At 45.6% G+C, this 15,501-nt stretch carries 18 protein-coding genes and 1 pseudogene; all 19 read left to right on the top strand.

The window, feature by feature from the left end; genetic code table 11:
• Window positions 1–112: 112 nt before the first annotated feature.
• The 19 genes and pseudogenes from Xish_RS18210 to Xish_RS18120 all read left to right on the top strand — a co-directional run bounded on the left by Xish_RS18210 (window position 113) and on the right by Xish_RS18120 (window position 15,339).
• Window positions 113–472: a phage terminase small subunit P27 family gene (locus tag Xish_RS18210; protein ID WP_099116156.1), complete on the top strand. Its 360-nt coding sequence runs from the start codon at window positions 113–115 to the stop codon at window positions 470–472.
• Window positions 473–483: 11 nt separating this feature from the next.
• Window positions 484–2,145 (top strand): terminase large subunit, encoded by a 1,662-nt coding sequence (locus Xish_RS18205; RefSeq protein WP_099118797.1) that lies wholly within the window; start codon window positions 484–486, stop codon window positions 2,143–2,145.
• Between the two features lie 835 nt (window positions 2,146–2,980).
• On the top strand, window positions 2,981–3,262 hold the full coding sequence (locus Xish_RS18200; RefSeq protein ID WP_099118795.1) for a hypothetical protein: 282 nt from the start codon (window positions 2,981–2,983) through the stop codon (window positions 3,260–3,262).
• 366 nt (window positions 3,263–3,628) lie between these two features.
• A complete protein-coding gene (locus Xish_RS18195; RefSeq protein ID WP_099118794.1) occupies window positions 3,629–4,855 on the top strand; it encodes a tyrosine-type recombinase/integrase in 1,227 nt (408 codons plus the stop codon).
• Window positions 4,833–5,057: a helix-turn-helix transcriptional regulator gene (locus tag Xish_RS18190; RefSeq protein WP_099116170.1), complete on the top strand. Its 225-nt coding sequence runs from the start codon at window positions 4,833–4,835 to the stop codon at window positions 5,055–5,057. The genes Xish_RS18195 and Xish_RS18190 overlap by 23 nt, the downstream gene beginning before the upstream one ends.
• A 68-nt stretch (window positions 5,058–5,125) precedes the next feature.
• The gene (locus Xish_RS18185; RefSeq protein ID WP_099116169.1) at window positions 5,126–5,407 is read left to right on the top strand and encodes a helix-turn-helix transcriptional regulator; all 282 of its coding nucleotides are present in this window, start codon (window positions 5,126–5,128) and stop codon (window positions 5,405–5,407) included.
• A gap of 18 nt (window positions 5,408–5,425) precedes the next feature.
• Window positions 5,426–6,115, top strand: a complete 690-nt coding sequence (locus Xish_RS18180) for a Rha family transcriptional regulator (RefSeq protein ID WP_099116168.1) — start codon at window positions 5,426–5,428, stop codon at window positions 6,113–6,115.
• Window positions 6,116–6,263: 148 nt separating this feature from the next.
• Window positions 6,264–7,007, top strand: a complete 744-nt coding sequence (locus tag Xish_RS18740) for a hypothetical protein (protein WP_167383306.1) — start codon at window positions 6,264–6,266, stop codon at window positions 7,005–7,007.
• Window positions 7,008–7,033: 26 nt separating this feature from the next.
• Window positions 7,034–7,282, top strand: a complete 249-nt coding sequence (locus tag Xish_RS18170; RefSeq protein WP_099116166.1) for a hypothetical protein — start codon at window positions 7,034–7,036, stop codon at window positions 7,280–7,282.
• A complete protein-coding gene (locus Xish_RS18165) occupies window positions 7,275–7,445 on the top strand; it encodes a DUF4222 domain-containing protein (protein WP_099118793.1) in 171 nt (56 codons plus the stop codon). The genes Xish_RS18170 and Xish_RS18165 overlap by 8 nt, the downstream gene beginning before the upstream one ends.
• A 2-nt stretch (window positions 7,446–7,447) precedes the next feature.
• Entirely contained in the window at window positions 7,448–7,753 is a 306-nt protein-coding gene (locus Xish_RS18160; RefSeq protein ID WP_099118608.1) for a hypothetical protein, read from the top strand.
• The gene (locus tag Xish_RS18155) at window positions 7,747–10,458 is read left to right on the top strand and encodes a DUF927 domain-containing protein (RefSeq protein ID WP_099116164.1); all 2,712 of its coding nucleotides are present in this window, start codon (window positions 7,747–7,749) and stop codon (window positions 10,456–10,458) included. Before Xish_RS18160 ends, Xish_RS18155 begins: the two co-directional genes overlap by 7 nt.
• A 433-nt stretch (window positions 10,459–10,891) precedes the next feature.
• Window positions 10,892–11,125 (top strand): hypothetical protein, encoded by a 234-nt coding sequence (locus Xish_RS18150; protein WP_099116163.1) that lies wholly within the window; start codon window positions 10,892–10,894, stop codon window positions 11,123–11,125.
• An 18-nt stretch (window positions 11,126–11,143) separates the two neighbouring features.
• Window positions 11,144–11,404 (top strand): hypothetical protein, encoded by a 261-nt coding sequence (locus tag Xish_RS18145; RefSeq protein WP_099116162.1) that lies wholly within the window; start codon window positions 11,144–11,146, stop codon window positions 11,402–11,404.
• Window positions 11,405–11,633: 229 nt separating this feature from the next.
• Window positions 11,634–12,788: a phage major capsid protein gene (locus Xish_RS18140; protein ID WP_099116161.1), complete on the top strand. Its 1,155-nt coding sequence runs from the start codon at window positions 11,634–11,636 to the stop codon at window positions 12,786–12,788.
• A gap of 42 nt (window positions 12,789–12,830) precedes the next feature.
• Window positions 12,831–13,379: an HK97 family phage prohead protease gene (locus Xish_RS18135; RefSeq protein WP_099116160.1), complete on the top strand. Its 549-nt coding sequence runs from the start codon at window positions 12,831–12,833 to the stop codon at window positions 13,377–13,379.
• A gap of 2 nt (window positions 13,380–13,381) precedes the next feature.
• Window positions 13,382–14,598, top strand: a pseudogene (locus tag Xish_RS18130) (phage portal protein).
• Window positions 14,591–14,893: a head-tail connector protein gene (locus Xish_RS18125; RefSeq protein ID WP_099116159.1), complete on the top strand. Its 303-nt coding sequence runs from the start codon at window positions 14,591–14,593 to the stop codon at window positions 14,891–14,893. Before Xish_RS18130 ends, Xish_RS18125 begins: the two are co-directional and overlap by 8 nt.
• The gene (locus Xish_RS18120) at window positions 14,893–15,339 is read left to right on the top strand and encodes an HNH endonuclease (protein WP_099116158.1); all 447 of its coding nucleotides are present in this window, start codon (window positions 14,893–14,895) and stop codon (window positions 15,337–15,339) included. The genes Xish_RS18125 and Xish_RS18120 overlap by 1 nt, the downstream gene beginning before the upstream one ends.
• Window positions 15,340–15,501 lie beyond the last annotated feature (162 nt).

Here is a 15,501-nt window from a genome sequence, read left to right as displayed (position 1 = left end):
GGTGGGGTGTCAAAAATGACAAACGCCCTGCCTCATGGCACCACCCGCCCCCTCGAATTTTTATGCACGGCACTTTTTTCAATAGCAGTAACTTCATAGGAAACAATAGATTATGGCAAGAGCACCCAAACCCCCCGTTTATTTAAATGAGATTGCCGCCGAGCAATGGAAATCAAAAGCCAAAATCCTCAACGAACGGGAAGATCTCAGCCCAGCAGACTGGAACAACTTAGAACTCTATTGCGTTAACTATGCGATTTACCGTAAAGCCGTTGAAGACATTGAAGTGCGCGGGTTCGCAGTGGAAGGTTCACGCGGTGCAGCGACCAGTAACCCCTCACTGAAAGCGAAAGCCGATGCGGAAAAAATCATGATAAAAATGTCGTCATTGCTGGGCTTTGATCCGGTTTCCCGCCGCCGAAATCCGGTAGAAAGCGATGAACCCGACGATTTAGATGTGCTGATGGCCTGAGTGATACCCCGATGAACGCATGGGAACAGTACGCTTTTGATATCAAAAACGGCAATATTCCGGCCTGTAAACGGGTAAAACAGGCCGTGAAACGCTACTTTAACGACCTGAATAACCCGCTTTATATGTTCGATACCGAAGTTGTAGAACGTTTTGTGGGCTTTTCCCGTCTCTGCCCGCACGTCAAAGGCCACTTGCGCGGTAAGCCGATTATGCTTGAACCGTGGCAACAGTTCGCCTTTGCGAATCTGTTCGGCTTCAAGGTTAAGGCCACCGGTCGCCGGAAATACCGCAGTGCTTATATTCAGGTGCCGCGCAAAAATGCCAAATCCACGGTAGCCGCGATACTGGCTAACTGGTTTCTGGTGATGGAGAACGGGCAGCAGGATATTTACACCGCCGCCGTGAGTCGGGATCAGGCGCGTATTGTGTTTGATGATGCCCGCCAGATGTGCCTGCTTTCAAAACCACTCAAGAAGCGGGTATCTATCCAGCAACACAAAGTGACTTATACCAAGAGCAACAGCCTGTTAAAACCGTTGGCAGCCAAAGCCGCCACGATTGAGGGTACTAACCCCAGCCTTGCTATTGTCGATGAGTATCATTTGCACCCCGATAACGCGGTTTACTCTGCCCTTGAATTGGGGATGGGCGCCCGTCCCGAAGGCATTCTGTTTGCCATTACTACGGCAGGCAGTAACGTGATATCCGCCTGTAAACAGCACTATGATTATTGCTGTCAGATATTGGAGGGTGAAGAACAAAATGAATCCCTGTTTGCCCTGATCTACGAACTGGACGACGAGAACGAGATTGATGATGAAGCCCTCTGGATAAAGGCTAATCCTAACCTGAATGTTTCCGTAGACAGTGATGCTTTGCACGACACAATCCAGAAAGCACGAGGCATTCCCTCGCAATGGACTGAGATGCTCACCAAACGCTTTAATATCTGGTGTCAGGGTGAAACGCCGTGGATGGGTGAAGGCGCATGGAAAGACTGCCAGTCAGACTATGACGAAAACGACCTCAAAGGCTTGGAATGCTACGCTGGATTAGATTTATCTTCAACGGGGGATATCACCAGTATCTGTTACACGTTCCCCGTGGATAACGAACTGTTATTACTGACCCGCCATTACTTGCCGGAAGCCCAGCTACAGAACCCTGCTAATAAGAATCGGGCAGTGTATCGCCAATGGGCACAAATGGGCTGGATACGTACCACGACCGGCGATTGTATTGATTATGACCGTATCCGTGATGACATTCTCAAGGATAGCCAGCACTTTGATATCAAACTGGTGGGCTTTGACACATGGAACGCCACACACTTACGCACACAACTACAGGGTGCAGGGCTGGATGTTGAGCCGTTCCCGCAAACCTACATGCGGTATAGTCCCGTAGCTAAATCCGCCGAAGTCTTTGTTAACCGCAAAATCATTCGTCACAATGGCGATCCGGTTCTCGCATGGGCGATGTCTAATGTCGTAATGGAGACAGACGCGAACGCCAATATCAAGCCGAACAAGAAGAAGTCCGCGAATAAAATAGACCCTGCAATTGCGTTTCTGATGAGTTTTGGTACATGGCAGGCAGAGCATGAAGAGTTTGCTTTTAGTCTCAATGAGGAGCAGAAGCAGCGGCTGGCTGACTTTGACGGTATTTAGATAACTTGTTGATTTTGCTTATTTCCCGCACGATGCGGGAATTCTGGTTTTGTGACAGAATTAAGTGAAATCAAAGGGTTAAATGGGCTTGAAAATCCCAATTAGCGTAACCCATTGATATCTAATCAGACGCCATATTTGGCGTCTGGTCATAGTGTAACTGACCCAATTATTTTGGGTTACCTGTCTCGTGGCAAGAAACAAGAACTACATCTCTTTAAGAGTGTTAGTTATAGATCACTCAATAGATTGAACTGCCCCTCTTTAAGAGGTTCAGTTTGTCCCGACGAAATTCGTCGATGCAAAATCCAATATCCGATAATCGGACTTTGGGTGTCACTGACAGTTAGTCAGTCGCAAATGGTCTTGAGCGTAACCGATAGTTACTCACAATTTGAGCGTCAGTCTGGCTGACTCACAGAATTTGTACAACTCATTAAGAGGTGCGCACAAAAGAGTTATACGAAAACAGATGGTTAAGTTGTTTTGTCCAGTACGTTATGTCCAAGTAATTCATTGAAATACAGTGAATTTACTGCGGTTGTCCAGCACATAAATTAACCATTACGGAAATCATGATAGGGTGGTCAAAGTGACCCCCTCGGAAGAATCAAGGAGTTACCTAACTATGGTGAAGATCACCACGGTTGCTACTTCTCCTCAAAGTGAGGATGAACGAGAATATCAATGAGTTATAAATAACTCAGGTGGGTTTGAGTTTAAGCCGTCCAGCACAAGGTTACTTAATGTAACCCAGTACGTATTATGTTCGCAGTTATTTAAGTTATTGATTATTATCATGATTTAAATCCCAACCATCTATAGGCGGTGGAACATGGCACGAAGACAGAAGAAGAATGCACCCTCGATAGTCGCTACGATCACAGGCAAGATTACCGTTCCCCCCAAGCGTATCAAGTGCCAGACGGGTAAGGTGATGGCAGTCGCTACTATGCAAGCACAGAGCGAGAAACGCAGTGATTACCCGCTGCGTGTCGTGGGCTTTGATGAGATGGCACTATCGGTGATGTTGTTACAGAAAGGCCAGGTGATCACAGTGACGGGAAAGGCTTCTTACTGGCAGGGGTATCAGTTAACTGCTTCCTCAATCACTTAATAGGTTCCGACGAAATTCGGCGCAACCTCTTCACAAGGTTGGTGCGTTTAGCGTACTGACCTCATTTCACTCTATCCCTTCATAAAATTACTGTGTATTGCAATGTGCATTGCAGACAGCAAATAAAATACCAATAAAAACAATTAAAATCGTTATAAATCAATTAAATAATAAGAATTTGCAATTTCTTCACCAAGCATATAAACTTTGTAAATGACATGGGATTACATGTGCTCATGTTGTTTATAATTTCATGAAAAACAAAAATAAATCCATTTTTTGTGTTTTCATTCGTTTTGGTGTTTGTGGATTGTTGCACCTCTCTGCGTATTGCAATGTGTATTGCAAAATGAAAAGGTTTAGTAGATGGCTGTAAACAAGCTCAGTGATAAAAAGCTCAAATCCTTGTACGGTAAACCTGTTGAAAAACAGCAGACGATAGCGGACGGGAACGGGTTATCAATCAGATTAAGTAAACAAGGGACAATCAGCTTTGTTTTCTTCTACCGCCTGTATGGGCGTGAAAGTGCGCCGATATGGTTAACATTGGGTAAATACCCCGATTTAAGCCTTAAAGTTGCAAGAGAGCAAAGAGATAAATGCAGGGCATGGTTAGCTAAAGGGAAAGATCCACGAATACAAATAAAAATAATAAAAGAAGATACGTTAAAACCTGTCACCGTGAAAGATGCCATAGAATATTGGCTCAATAATTATGCCACCAATAAACGAAAAGCAGCAATCTATATTAGAGGTTGTTTTTCTAAACATATTTACTCAGAGATTGGAAATATTCCATTAAATGAATGCACATTATCAATGTGGATTAGATGCTTTGATAAAATTAAAGAGAATGCACCAGTGCAAGCGGGATCTCTTTTGAAAATCTCACAACAGGCATTGAAATTTTGCCGAGTAAGAAAATATGCAATTAGCCATGAGATAGATGATTTGGATGTTGGTGATGTGGGTGAAAAAGCTAATAGAAGAGACAGAGTGTTAACTAATGATGAATTACGTGATGTATGGCTCTATATAAATAAAGAATATGATAACCACATTATGTCTCACGAAAACAGAATTATTCTTCGGTTTTTAATCGTTTTTGGGTGTAGGCTTTCCGAAATACGTCTATCGAAATGGGATGAATGGGATTTTTCAAACAATATATGGAGAGTGCCGCCAGAGCACAGTAAAAATGGCAGGGAAATAATCAGACCGATCCCCAGTAATTTTAAAAACTGGTTGTTGTTATTGAACCAATCAACAAAAAAGAGAGAATATGTCATTGGCTTTGATGTCAAACAATGTACGGCAAGTGTGACTATTGCGAAAATATGGAAAAGATTAAACCACAAAGAAAAGTGGACAGCGCACGATATACGAAGAGTGTTTGCTACCATACTCAGTGATAACGGATTTGAACATAACGTGGTTGAACAACTATTAGGCCATTCACTCAATGGAGTCTCTGGAATATATAATCGAAGTCAATATATTGAACAAAAAAGAAATGCACTCTACTGGTGGGTGAATTATTTAGACTCTTTAATTGAGGAGGAAATAGAAAATGATACATATATTCACTCGTGAAGAATTAGAATATTCAGATGAACTTGATAGACTAATTAGAGAAGAAGAGTGTGAATGGTTAACCTCATTAGGAAGAAGACACAGGTCATATCTTGAAAAAAATGGCAAGTTTCCTTTAAAAATAACGATAGGTCCACAAACTAAAGTTTATCGATTGTCTGAAATTCAGGCATGGATAAAAGGCACTTGGAAGCCAGAATAAAATTAAACATCATTTAAATTAATAATAACCTCGCTCGCGGGGTTTTTGTTTTTGGAGAATATAAAAATATGGCAATGAAGTTTACATCACCGACACCACAAGAACGACAATCAATTTTAAATGAGTATGGCGAGAAATATGATCGTCGAATCAGGGAAAAAGAATGTGAGCATCTTTCCAGTTTATCGCGTTCTCGTCGTTGGGTATTAGAGGAAGAAGGTAAATTTCCTAAACGCGTTCCATTGGGGCGTAATTCCGTCTCATGGTTATTAAGTGATGTTTTGTGGTGGGTACGTAATCCTCCAACAGTAGAGAACGTAAATAACCCCTATAGCCGAAAATCAAATTAATTAAGACAGGGTAGAAATATGACATCTAAAAATATGGCCTTAAATGGTCAGGGACTTGCTCACACTGAAAACAGCCAAGAGCTTATTTTGGTTCAGCATAGAACTGAATCGAGAATTGATTCACGCCTGTTTGCTAAGCGCATCGGAATTCAGCATAAGAGCCTTTATGAATTAATTAGGAAGAACACTAAGAATTTAAGGCAGTTTGGAATCCTTCCGTTTCAAACGGAGCGATTAAATACTGAGCAACTTGGTGAACGTAAGCATAAATACGCCTTGCTCAATGAAGACCAGTTCGACTTTATGTGCCGACTTATTAGAGGGCGTGATCATGATCTGATGGTTCAGTTTAAGCTGGATGTAACAAAAGCCTTTGCTAAGAAGCGAGCTGCTGAACCTATACGTCGTGAATATCTGCCTAACTATCATGAATCCCGTGATGCTTTACGTGATCTGGGCGCAGAACGTCACCATTACATCAACCTTGCTCGTACTGAGAATCGCTTTGCGGGTTTACTGGATGGTGAACGCCAGAACGCAGATGAGCAACAGTTAGGATTACTTGTCTGTATTCAGAAGATTGAACAGGCTGCTTTTCAAGATGCAAGGAATGCAGGGCAATCACCAACACAAGCACTGAGGGAAGTAAGCCGCCGTATTGAGCTGTTCGCAACACTAATGAACCCTACAGGGCGCATTGGAGGCTAATTTGATGAGCGGTCATAAAGCACTCTCTGTTCCCCCGAAACGGGGGAATCAAAGACCAAATATTGAACAATTAACCTCAAGTCGGGGAAAAATTAACTATAGGAATTCCTTTAGTTTAAGGAGTCCCGTTACCGAGGTCATTAACTCAGTGACCTCGAAGAATACCGTAGTCCTCACTTTGGCTGGTCACTCAGAGAAACTTTTCGCTCAGTTCCAATCGGAGAAATATTTCGCTGATGGGTATGCGAATATTTTCGGACACCTCAGTAACTCATTGATTTCCCCGCTGACCGTCAGATTGGCGTTTGGTCGTAGTTTGGGAGGCTCCCCGATTATTTCGGGGTGGCTGCTTAACCCATTGATATCTAATCGCACTGCAAATATGCAGTCTGGTCATAATATGCGCGTATCATTTAGCGACGCGCAAACTTTGCAGTCATCATTTAGTGGAGTGCAAAAAGAAAAGGATAGCACGGCGAATGCTACCCTTTGGGATCACGCGTCTTTGCGTCATGAGATAAATCAATTGGTTAACTACTATGATTATTTCGAGTCAGTCAACCAAGTGAAAGATATTCATTCGGTTAACCACCGGACTTATTGTCGGTCGGTTAGTTATTGTTCAATGCCGCGAGATTGCAACTCTTTACGGATAATTCTCTTTATCCATGCAGATACAGAAGCGTCACCATCTTGGGCTAACGCTGCTTTTATTCCTTGCTCAAGGGATGGTTCTACTCTTAACGCGATTTGCTTATTTCCCTTTCCTGATATTTTAATGGTTGACACTTGTTTACTCCTGTTTATATTGGACTTATACATCAAGTGTATGACAAGTGTAGACCAAAAACAACAACGCCCCGAAGTGCTACAACACTATCGAGGCGTCTAACCAAAAACGTAAAGGAGTCTTACGCTATGGATACCCCACAGCATAACCAAACTCGCCTTAAATTTACATTCCTAATTGCATCAGGCACTCAGCGATTGGTGGATATTCATCCGGCGCGCCTTATCACTGTGCTGGCGGATAGTGAAGTTGAAGCCCGTCTACTGGCTGGCATGTCCTCGCTGATATTCGTTTCCCGTCAAGCATGGGATATCGGTATCGATACTCCTTTCAACTGTAGCGATATGTCTACCGTTCAGGGGGTGAATCATGCGTAACCCAGCCCCCCATGACTATTACACCCATAAGAACGGGGAAGCCGTACAAGTGCTGTCAGTCGCCTTTAATCGCGTGACCTTTGTCCGTGATGGTTATCACACCCCGTGCACCATGCCATTAAGCCGATTCACTAAAGAATACACCTACGCAGGGAGAGCATGATCATGTCTGATATCTATAAACATTTGGTACGCACCAGCTTTAACGACCTGAGCACCGAAGAACTCAAAGATCTGCGCAAAAACTCCGAAGGGGCATTGAGTAGCGTGATGGCGGCAATGTCTGCAATGGGGGAAATGGCTTTCTGGTCAGTTGATAACGAAAACTATGACAATCGTCAGGCAAGGGAGGATTTACGCCGTATCGGTGAAGCCCTGATGTACCTGCCCCGAATTGCCGAAGCCCTGAATGACACGCAGCAAAACGCTCAGTTTGAAATCCATCACCGCGAGGGATTCCCAAAATGGTAAGTCATATTGATATTCGGTCGGTGAAAGCAGCGGCGCAAGGGCAATGGCAAGGTTTGTTGTCTGCTTGTGGGGTGGATGTTCCAGCAAAGGGTAAGCATGGTGCTTGCCCTATCTGTGGCGGTACTGACCGTTTTCACTTCATAGACGATCACGGTAACGGTGACTGGCATTGTCGCCAGTGTGATAACCCGAATCACGGCGATGGCTTTGATTTACTGATGAAGGTCAAAGGTATCACGGTAATTGAAGCGGCTAAGGTGGTTTCTGAGGCGTTGTTGCTTCCCTTACCAGAACCCAAGCCCGCCAGAAAGGAGGCGCTAAAATCAGAGGCTCAACCCATCACCGAGAAAGTTAACAAGCTGGTGGCTCAATCCACTATCGGACAATCCGACTACCTGACTCAAAAGGGGCTGCAATGTCCCAATCAGAAGCTACTGAAAGACGGTTCGTTGTTGCTGGTCATTCAGGCACTGGACGGCACAATCACCGGTGCGCAGGTCATTAAGCCGAGTGGTGAAAAGCGCTTTGTCCCCGGCTCGAAGAAAAAGGGGAGCTTTATCCCCTTATCGCCCGTAATTGGAACGCCGGACACGATCATTATTGCTGAGGGCTATGCAACGGCCTTAACGGTCGACCAATTGCATGAGGGCTTGGTGCTGGCTGCTATTGATGAAGGAAATTTACCGACTGTGGCTAAACAGATCAGAGAGCGGTGGCCAACAGTAAAAATCATTCTGGCGGCTGACAATGATTGGCACTCACCGGAAGAACTGGACGACAAAGGTAAGCCCAAGAAGAACGTCGGCAAGATTGCAGCCGAGAAGACCGCTAAGGCTATTAATGGGTGGGTAGCGTTACCGCCAACAGAGCACAAGGCTGATTGGGACGATTATCGCCAGCATCACGGTATCGAGGCAGCAAAACAGGCATTCAGTGAAGGGTTGTATCAGGTGGGGGAGAATATGTCAGTATCAAAATCAATCGTCATTAATCTGGACGAACACCGGACAAAAGAGCGTGATCCGTTAAAGCCCTTTATTGATGAGCGTAAAAACGGAATTTATTACGTTACGCCAAAGGTGGACAAAGAGAGCGGCGAAATTATCAACCATGAGCAATGGCTCAGTGACTCAATGAAGGTGATCGGGCGCGGTCGTGATGATATTGAATTTTATCTGATTATCCAGTGGGAAGAAGACGGGACAACTTACACTGAGGCAGTGAAAACAGGTGATGTTGGCGCAAATGAAGGCTGGCGACAGCTCAAAGCCGCAGGATTGAATATTGCCACTAAACCTTTTTTACGTCACACGCTATCGGATTGGTTACAACGCTGTGCTAAAAAAACCGACTGGCACATTACCCACTCAACAGGCTGGCAGCATGGGGCTTACATCTTCCCAACGGGCGAGGTGATTGGCACTCCAGAGAAGTCCGTTATCTTTTGTGGCAGAACATCATCAATACGCGGGTATACCGTGGCAGGAACGCCTGAAAGCTGGCGTGACTCAGTAGCCAAATTAGCCAAAGGCAATCCCTTTATGATGCTGTCCATTGCGGCTGCGTTAGCTTCCCCGGTTATCGGTTTATTGCGTGATGATGGCTTTGGGGTTCACTTTTATGACCAGAGCACCGCAGGGAAAACCACCGCGCAAAGCGTCGGCTGTAGTGTCTTTGGTGAGCCGTCTGCCATGCGTTTAACGTGGTTTGCAACTACATTGGGATTGATTAATGAAGCCGCCGCCCATAATAACAACCTGTTACCTCTTGATGAAGTCGGGCAGGGATCATCGGTTAAAGATGTGGCTAATGCGTCTTATGCGCTGTTTAACGGCAAAGGCAAGTTACAAGGGGCAAGAGGTGGCGGCAACCGTGACATTCTCCAGTTTAAAACGATAGCTATCAGTACTGGCGAGGTCGATCTTGATACGTTTGTCAGAAGTGAGGGCAAGCGCATGAAAGCAGGCCAGCTTGTCCGGTTGCTGAATATTCCGTTCAGTAGCCCGACTGTTTTACATGGTTATCAGGATGCCAGAGAACACGCTAAGGCAATCGAAAAAGCCATTGCTGACAATCATGGGGCTATTGGGCGGGTATGGTGTGAATATCTGACTCAGCATCAAAAAGCAACGAGAAACACCATTGAAGAAGCCAAAATCCGCTGGAATGGGTTGATCCCCAAAGGCGCTGGGGCACAACTTCCCCGCGTGGCAGAACGGTTCGCCATCTTAGAGGGGGCACTTATTGCAGCGACGCATCTCACCGGATGGACAGAACAGGAAAGCAGAGACGCAATTCAACACTGCTTTAATGCGTGGGTGGCTGAATTTGGTACTGCCAATAAAGAACACCAACAGATACGGGAACAAACCGAGGCATTTTTAGACCGTTTTGGATTGAGTCGGTATGCACCAGAACCGTACACCTATGATCATGCCACTATTTCTAACCTTGCAGGCTACCGAAAAGATACCAGCGATATCCCCAATAATGCCGGCCTTATCCATTTCTACACATTCCCAGATGTGTTCGAGAATGAGGTATCAGAAACGTTCGATACGAAGATGTTTGCGCGGGTTCTCGCTGAATCAGGGATGCTAAGAAAGGCCGCAAATGGTGGCTTTAAGGTGCAAGGCATGAAGCACAACGGCTCACCCCGTAAGTATTATGTGCTGATGTATTCCACTGATGAAATAGAAGAATAAATTCTCTATACGCGTAAAACTGACCGACAACACCGACAAACCGACAACAGTAATATAAATATCTTATAAATCAATATACTAAAATGTTAAATGTTTGTCGGTACGTTGTCGATTTGTCGTTTTCATTGGCGGACTTAAAACAAAGCACCTGCCAGAAGAAAAACTTTCTTTTTTTGGTAGGCAAAAGGATTCGGATAAATATGAAAGAGTTTATAAGTAGCGTTGTCGGTTTTCGACAACAGGAAGTGATGTTTATCTACATGAAAGATAACAATAATATTGTAATTCTAGCGATATCAAAAAATTGAGCGACAATTAACCGACAACGATTTAACAGTGTATCTAATTGATATTAAATTGTATTTTACCTCATTGTCGGTTTGTCGGTGTTGTCGGTAACTTTTCACTATATATATACAAAAATGGAGAACATATGTTAGATGCAACAACGATTGAAAGACAGGCAGCTAATTCAGCCGCGTACTGGATGGAAAGAGCAGTCAAAGAAATAGATGCTTTGTTCGGTGAGGGGTATGCCAAACAGCACCCAGAGCTTATAGCCGCATTCATGAAGACAGCGGCACGGGATGAATTAGCGATGAACATTCGTGGGATAGCTGAAGCCTTAGAAACTTTCCAAGTAACCCTATTCAGAGAAGTAGAATAATTATATAAGGGGAATATTATGCCGATTACGCAAGAAGATATCAGAGAACACTACGATTATTACGGTATTACGCAGTTAGACGATTTACATACAAGCGAGTACCGCCAGTTGGTCAATGGTCATGCTTTTTTCTTTCAGGATTCAGGTGGTAGTCTGCGCCACACATTTTCTGAGGAAATACTGGCAACCAATAAAGAGCAGTTAGATGTATTGATAGAACAATTACAGGCGTTCAGAGAAATCATGAACGACGCGCCGGATTGGATGAGTGAAAAATAAAAGTAAAGATTTGTAAATATCCCGTCCTCATGTTTCCCCTTGTTTAGACCTCCTATCACGAGGTCTTTTTTATTATTTTTCATGGTGTTAAATAGTGATTGCTGAACCATGTAGGCACGTCCTGACTTCAATTGCTCTGTAGCAAGTCCTCAAAGGCGGTAGTGCTAACCCGCTACCGCTTCCTCAAACCTGCATGACAGCGAACCCTTAACCTACATGCAGAGGCACCATGAAGAAATTACTCGAATTACGCCAGCAAAAAGCCGATTTAACCCAGCAGATGCGTTCTCTTCTCACCAAAGCCGAAGACGAAAAGCGCTCTCTTAATGCCGATGAAGCTAAACAGTTTGACGAGCTGCGCAGTCAGTCCGGTGCCCTGAATGCAGAAATCGCCCGTTATGAGGCTTTATCGGATGAAGAGCGAAATCAGGCCAAGAACCAGCCCGCCAGTAAAACACTCAGCAATGATGAACTGCGTCACTATATCGTGACCGGAGAAACCCGCACCTTGTCTACGAGCGTACCCTCCGAAGGTGGCTATACCGTTATCCCTGAGCTGAATAAACAGATCATGCAGCAACTGGCTGATGAGTCGGTTATGCGCCGGATTTGTACGATTAAGACCACGCGTAGTAATGAGTATAAACAGCTTGTTTCGGTCGGGGGTGCAGCCGTCGCCCACGGGGAAGAAGGCAAGGCACGCAGTGAGACAGCCACACCGACGATGGAAGAAGTCAGCATCAAGCTGTTTCCGATTTATGCCTACCCTAAGACTACCCAAGAAATCATCGATTTTAGCGATGTCGATATTTTAGGCTGGTTAACCTCAGAAATTGCAGATACGTTTGTTGATACCGAAGAAACCGATCTTGTGAGTGGTGACGGCAGCAAGAAAGCGAAAGGCTTCCTGTCTTATCCTCGTGATACCCAAGCCGATAAAGCCCGTGCGTTCGGTACGTTGCAAAAGCTGGAAGTTGCCAAACTGGAAGCCGATAGCCTGATTGACCTGAAATTCCTGCTCAGGAACAAATACCGTAAAAATGCGGTGTGGGTGATGAACTCCACGACGGCTGCCAAAGTGCAGAAGCTGAAAAACGGCAACGGTGATTACATCTGGCGCGAACGTCTGCAAGCAGGTGATCCTGATATGTTACTGGGCTTGCCTGTCCATTATCTCGAATTTATGCCGGATGATGCTATCGGTCTGGGTGACTTCAAACGCGGTTACTTCATCGTTGACCATGATACCGGCACACGCACCCGTCCTGACAATATCACCGAACCGGGGTACTACAAGGTACACACGGATAAATATTTGGGTGGTGGTCTGGTGGATTCCAACGCAATCAAAGTGCTCGAAATCAAAGGCACGAAAGCGGGTTAACGATAAGGGGCACTGCGCCCCTTTGTAGTCTGGAGTCTACCAATGAAAAATGATTTTGAAATCCGCACCGCTTCCCTGTCTGCCAGTGATAAGAAACTGACCGGTTATGTCATTAAGTGGAACAGCCGATCACAAGTTTTGTGGGATGAGTTTGTCGAGCAGTTCGCCCCGAATGCGTTTAGCACCAGCTTAACGGCGGGTACAGATGTCAGGGCGCTTTATGAACATGATCACATGAACCTGTTAGGCCGTACTACGTCTGGTACATTGCAGCTTGCCGAAGATGCCACCGGATTACGCTTTGAGTTAACCCCGCCTGATACCCAATTAGGGCGTGATGTACTGGCACTAGTTGAACGGGGTGATATTTCCGGTATGTCTTTTGGCTTTCGAGCTATCAAAGATCAGTGGGATGTGGGTCAGGAGCCTTATCTGAGAACCGTTTTAGAAGCGGAACTACGGGAAATCACTGTCACCAGTTTACCCGCCTACCCTGAAAGCGGTGTTGAGATTGCCAAGCGTTCGCTGAATAGGGTTAAGCCTAACAATGTTGATTTGCGTCATTACTGGCTGCAACTGTCCGAGGTGTAACTATGTGGCCTTTTAAGCGTAAAGCCGCTGAGACTCGCAGTGTCAGTATTGATGAGTTTCTTTCTCTGGCAGGTATATCTAACACCAAATCAGGCGAGCATGTTTCACCGTCTACAGCCGAAGGCTTACCCGCCGTGATGAATGCTGTCACGGTGATTAGTGAAGCCGTGGCGACCATGCCTTGCTATCTCTATCGGGTTCAGCACCAGAACGGCAAGGAGTCCCGCGAATGGCTCAGTGATCACCCCGTGGATTATTTGCTCAATGAATACCCGAATGACTGCCAGACGCCTTTTCAGTTTAAGCGAACCCTGATGCGTCATTGCTTACTCAATGGTAATGCGTATGCAGTCATAGTCTGGGGAAAAGACGGACAGCCACAATCGTTGCACCCTTACCCACCGTCAGCGGTTGTGCCGCAACGATTATCGGATCACCGCTTTGCTTACACCATTACCGAACCTTATAGCGGCAAGGTCAAAACCTACCTACAAGAAGAAGTATTGCATTTGCGTTATGCCACCGAAGATGGCTTTTTGGGGCGTTCGCCAGTCACCATCTGCCGTGAAACACTGGGTTTGGGGCTGGCACAACAGCGCCACGGTGCCAGCATAATGAAAGAGGGCATGATGGCAGCGGGCGTGATTAAAGCCGCTGACTGGCTGGATGGCATCAAGGGCAATAAGGCACTGGAAGCCCTCGAACGTTATAAGGGCGCTCGCAATGCAGGGAAAACGCCCATTCTTGAGGGGGGATGGAATACCAACAGTTAGGCATGAGCAACCAAGATGCGGAATGGCTGGCCTCTCGTCGCTTCACGATTGAAGATATTGCCCGTATGTTCAATGTCAGCCCGATCTTCCTGCAAGAGTATTCGAACAGTACCTACAGTAATTTTAGCGAAGCATCACGCGCTTTTCTGACGATCACCATGCGCCCGTGGCTGGCTAACTTTGAGCAGCAAATCAAGTCCGCCTTGCTGATGAACTCACCAAAACGAGGCATTCGCTACCAAGTTGAATTTGACACAGCCGATCTACTGCGAGCCAATCCGAAAGAACGCTTTCAGAGCTACGAGACGGCGATTAAATCCGGTGTGATGTGCCCGAATGAAGCCCGTGAACGCGAGGGATTATCCCCCCGTGATGGTGGCGATGAGTTTAGCCAGGCATGGAAGCAAGAGGTCAGTATTAAAAAAACAGAGGTGAAAGATGAGTAACCCTCTCATAACATTGGACGAAATCAAACAACATTGCCGGATAGATGAAAGTGATACGTTAGAAGATACCTTACTTCAAGGTTATGCCAATGCTGCCTTAGAAGTCTGCCAGCAACATATCGGCAAGCGCTTTGATGATGGCTTGGTATTCAGTCCGGCGATCAAAGTTGGCTGTTTACTTTATATCGGTTTACTGTATGAAACTCGTTCGATGGTGGCAGATAAGGAACTGAAAGAAATCCCGTTCACCATCAAATCATTATGGTCTGTCTATCGTGATGTAGGAGTCTACTGATGCCGTGGCAACCGTTAAAGCGCTGTAGCTATCCCAATTGCCGTGAGCGGGTCAAGTCTGGTCGCTGTGAGCAGCACAAACGGGAAGCTAGACGACAACAGGACAGTAAACGAGGCTCAAGGCGTGAGCGAGGTTATACCCCTGCATGGGATAAATACCGTCTGCAATTCCTTAAGTCCAATCCGCTGTGTGTGCATTGTTTCAAGGTAGGTGTGTATGCCCCAGCGACGATTGTGGATCATATCATACCCATTGACGGTGGTAGTGATGTGCTGTTTTGGCCTGACTTCAATCACCAGCCGCTATGTAATAGCTGCCACAGTCGAAAGACCGTGACCACTGACCCAACAACGAAACAGCGGCGTAAGAATGGGGAATATCGGGAACTGGAAGCAAAGGCAGCCCAGCGCAATAACTGGATTCATGAGTATAACCAAGATGCGTGAAGATGAAGTGGATCAACTCCTTAAAGGGTTACTCAAGCACAGTGAACCTTACCGACAACAAAATCAGATTGCGCCTGAGAAACCCACAGCGAGGCGCAAGACACAGCGTGATAGGGAGCTAATGGAATGCTTCCGAAATCGCTAGAGAAGCACTCAGAAGGG

The organism is Xenorhabdus ishibashii (genome assembly GCF_002632755.1).
Taxonomy (GTDB): Bacteria; Pseudomonadota; Gammaproteobacteria; order Enterobacterales; family Enterobacteriaceae; genus Xenorhabdus; species Xenorhabdus ishibashii.
This window is presented reverse-complemented; position numbering and strand designations above follow the sequence as displayed.

Bases quoted from the DNA above. Each gene is read 5' to 3' on its own strand.
- Xish_RS18185 (WP_099116169.1), top strand. From the start codon at position 5,126: ATGGCAATGAAGTTTACATCACCGACACCACAAGAACGACAATCAATT.
- Xish_RS18135 (WP_099116160.1), top strand. From the start codon at position 12,831: ATGAAAAATGATTTTGAAATCCGCACCGCTTCCCTGTCTGCCAGTGAT.
- Xish_RS18145 (WP_099116162.1), top strand. From the start codon at position 11,144: ATGCCGATTACGCAAGAAGATATCAGAGAACACTACGATTATTACGGT.
- Xish_RS18190 (WP_099116170.1), top strand. From the start codon at position 4,833: ATGATACATATATTCACTCGTGAAGAATTAGAATATTCAGATGAACTT.
- Xish_RS18160 (WP_099118608.1), top strand. From the start codon at position 7,448: ATGTCTGATATCTATAAACATTTGGTACGCACCAGCTTTAACGACCTG.
- Xish_RS18200 (WP_099118795.1), top strand. From the start codon at position 2,981: ATGGCACGAAGACAGAAGAAGAATGCACCCTCGATAGTCGCTACGATC.
- Xish_RS18125 (WP_099116159.1), top strand. From the start codon at position 14,591: ATGAGTAACCCTCTCATAACATTGGACGAAATCAAACAACATTGCCGG.
- Xish_RS18205 (WP_099118797.1), top strand. From the start codon at position 484: ATGAACGCATGGGAACAGTACGCTTTTGATATCAAAAACGGCAATATT.
- Xish_RS18165 (WP_099118793.1), top strand. From the start codon at position 7,275: ATGCGTAACCCAGCCCCCCATGACTATTACACCCATAAGAACGGGGAA.
- Xish_RS18210 (WP_099116156.1), top strand. From the start codon at position 113: ATGGCAAGAGCACCCAAACCCCCCGTTTATTTAAATGAGATTGCCGCC.
- Xish_RS18180 (WP_099116168.1), top strand. From the start codon at position 5,426: ATGACATCTAAAAATATGGCCTTAAATGGTCAGGGACTTGCTCACACT.
- Xish_RS18155 (WP_099116164.1), top strand. From the start codon at position 7,747: ATGGTAAGTCATATTGATATTCGGTCGGTGAAAGCAGCGGCGCAAGGG.
- Xish_RS18140 (WP_099116161.1), top strand. From the start codon at position 11,634: ATGAAGAAATTACTCGAATTACGCCAGCAAAAAGCCGATTTAACCCAG.
- Xish_RS18195 (WP_099118794.1), top strand. From the start codon at position 3,629: ATGGCTGTAAACAAGCTCAGTGATAAAAAGCTCAAATCCTTGTACGGT.
- Xish_RS18120 (WP_099116158.1), top strand. From the start codon at position 14,893: ATGCCGTGGCAACCGTTAAAGCGCTGTAGCTATCCCAATTGCCGTGAG.
- Xish_RS18170 (WP_099116166.1), top strand. From the start codon at position 7,034: ATGGATACCCCACAGCATAACCAAACTCGCCTTAAATTTACATTCCTA.
- Xish_RS18150 (WP_099116163.1), top strand. From the start codon at position 10,892: ATGTTAGATGCAACAACGATTGAAAGACAGGCAGCTAATTCAGCCGCG.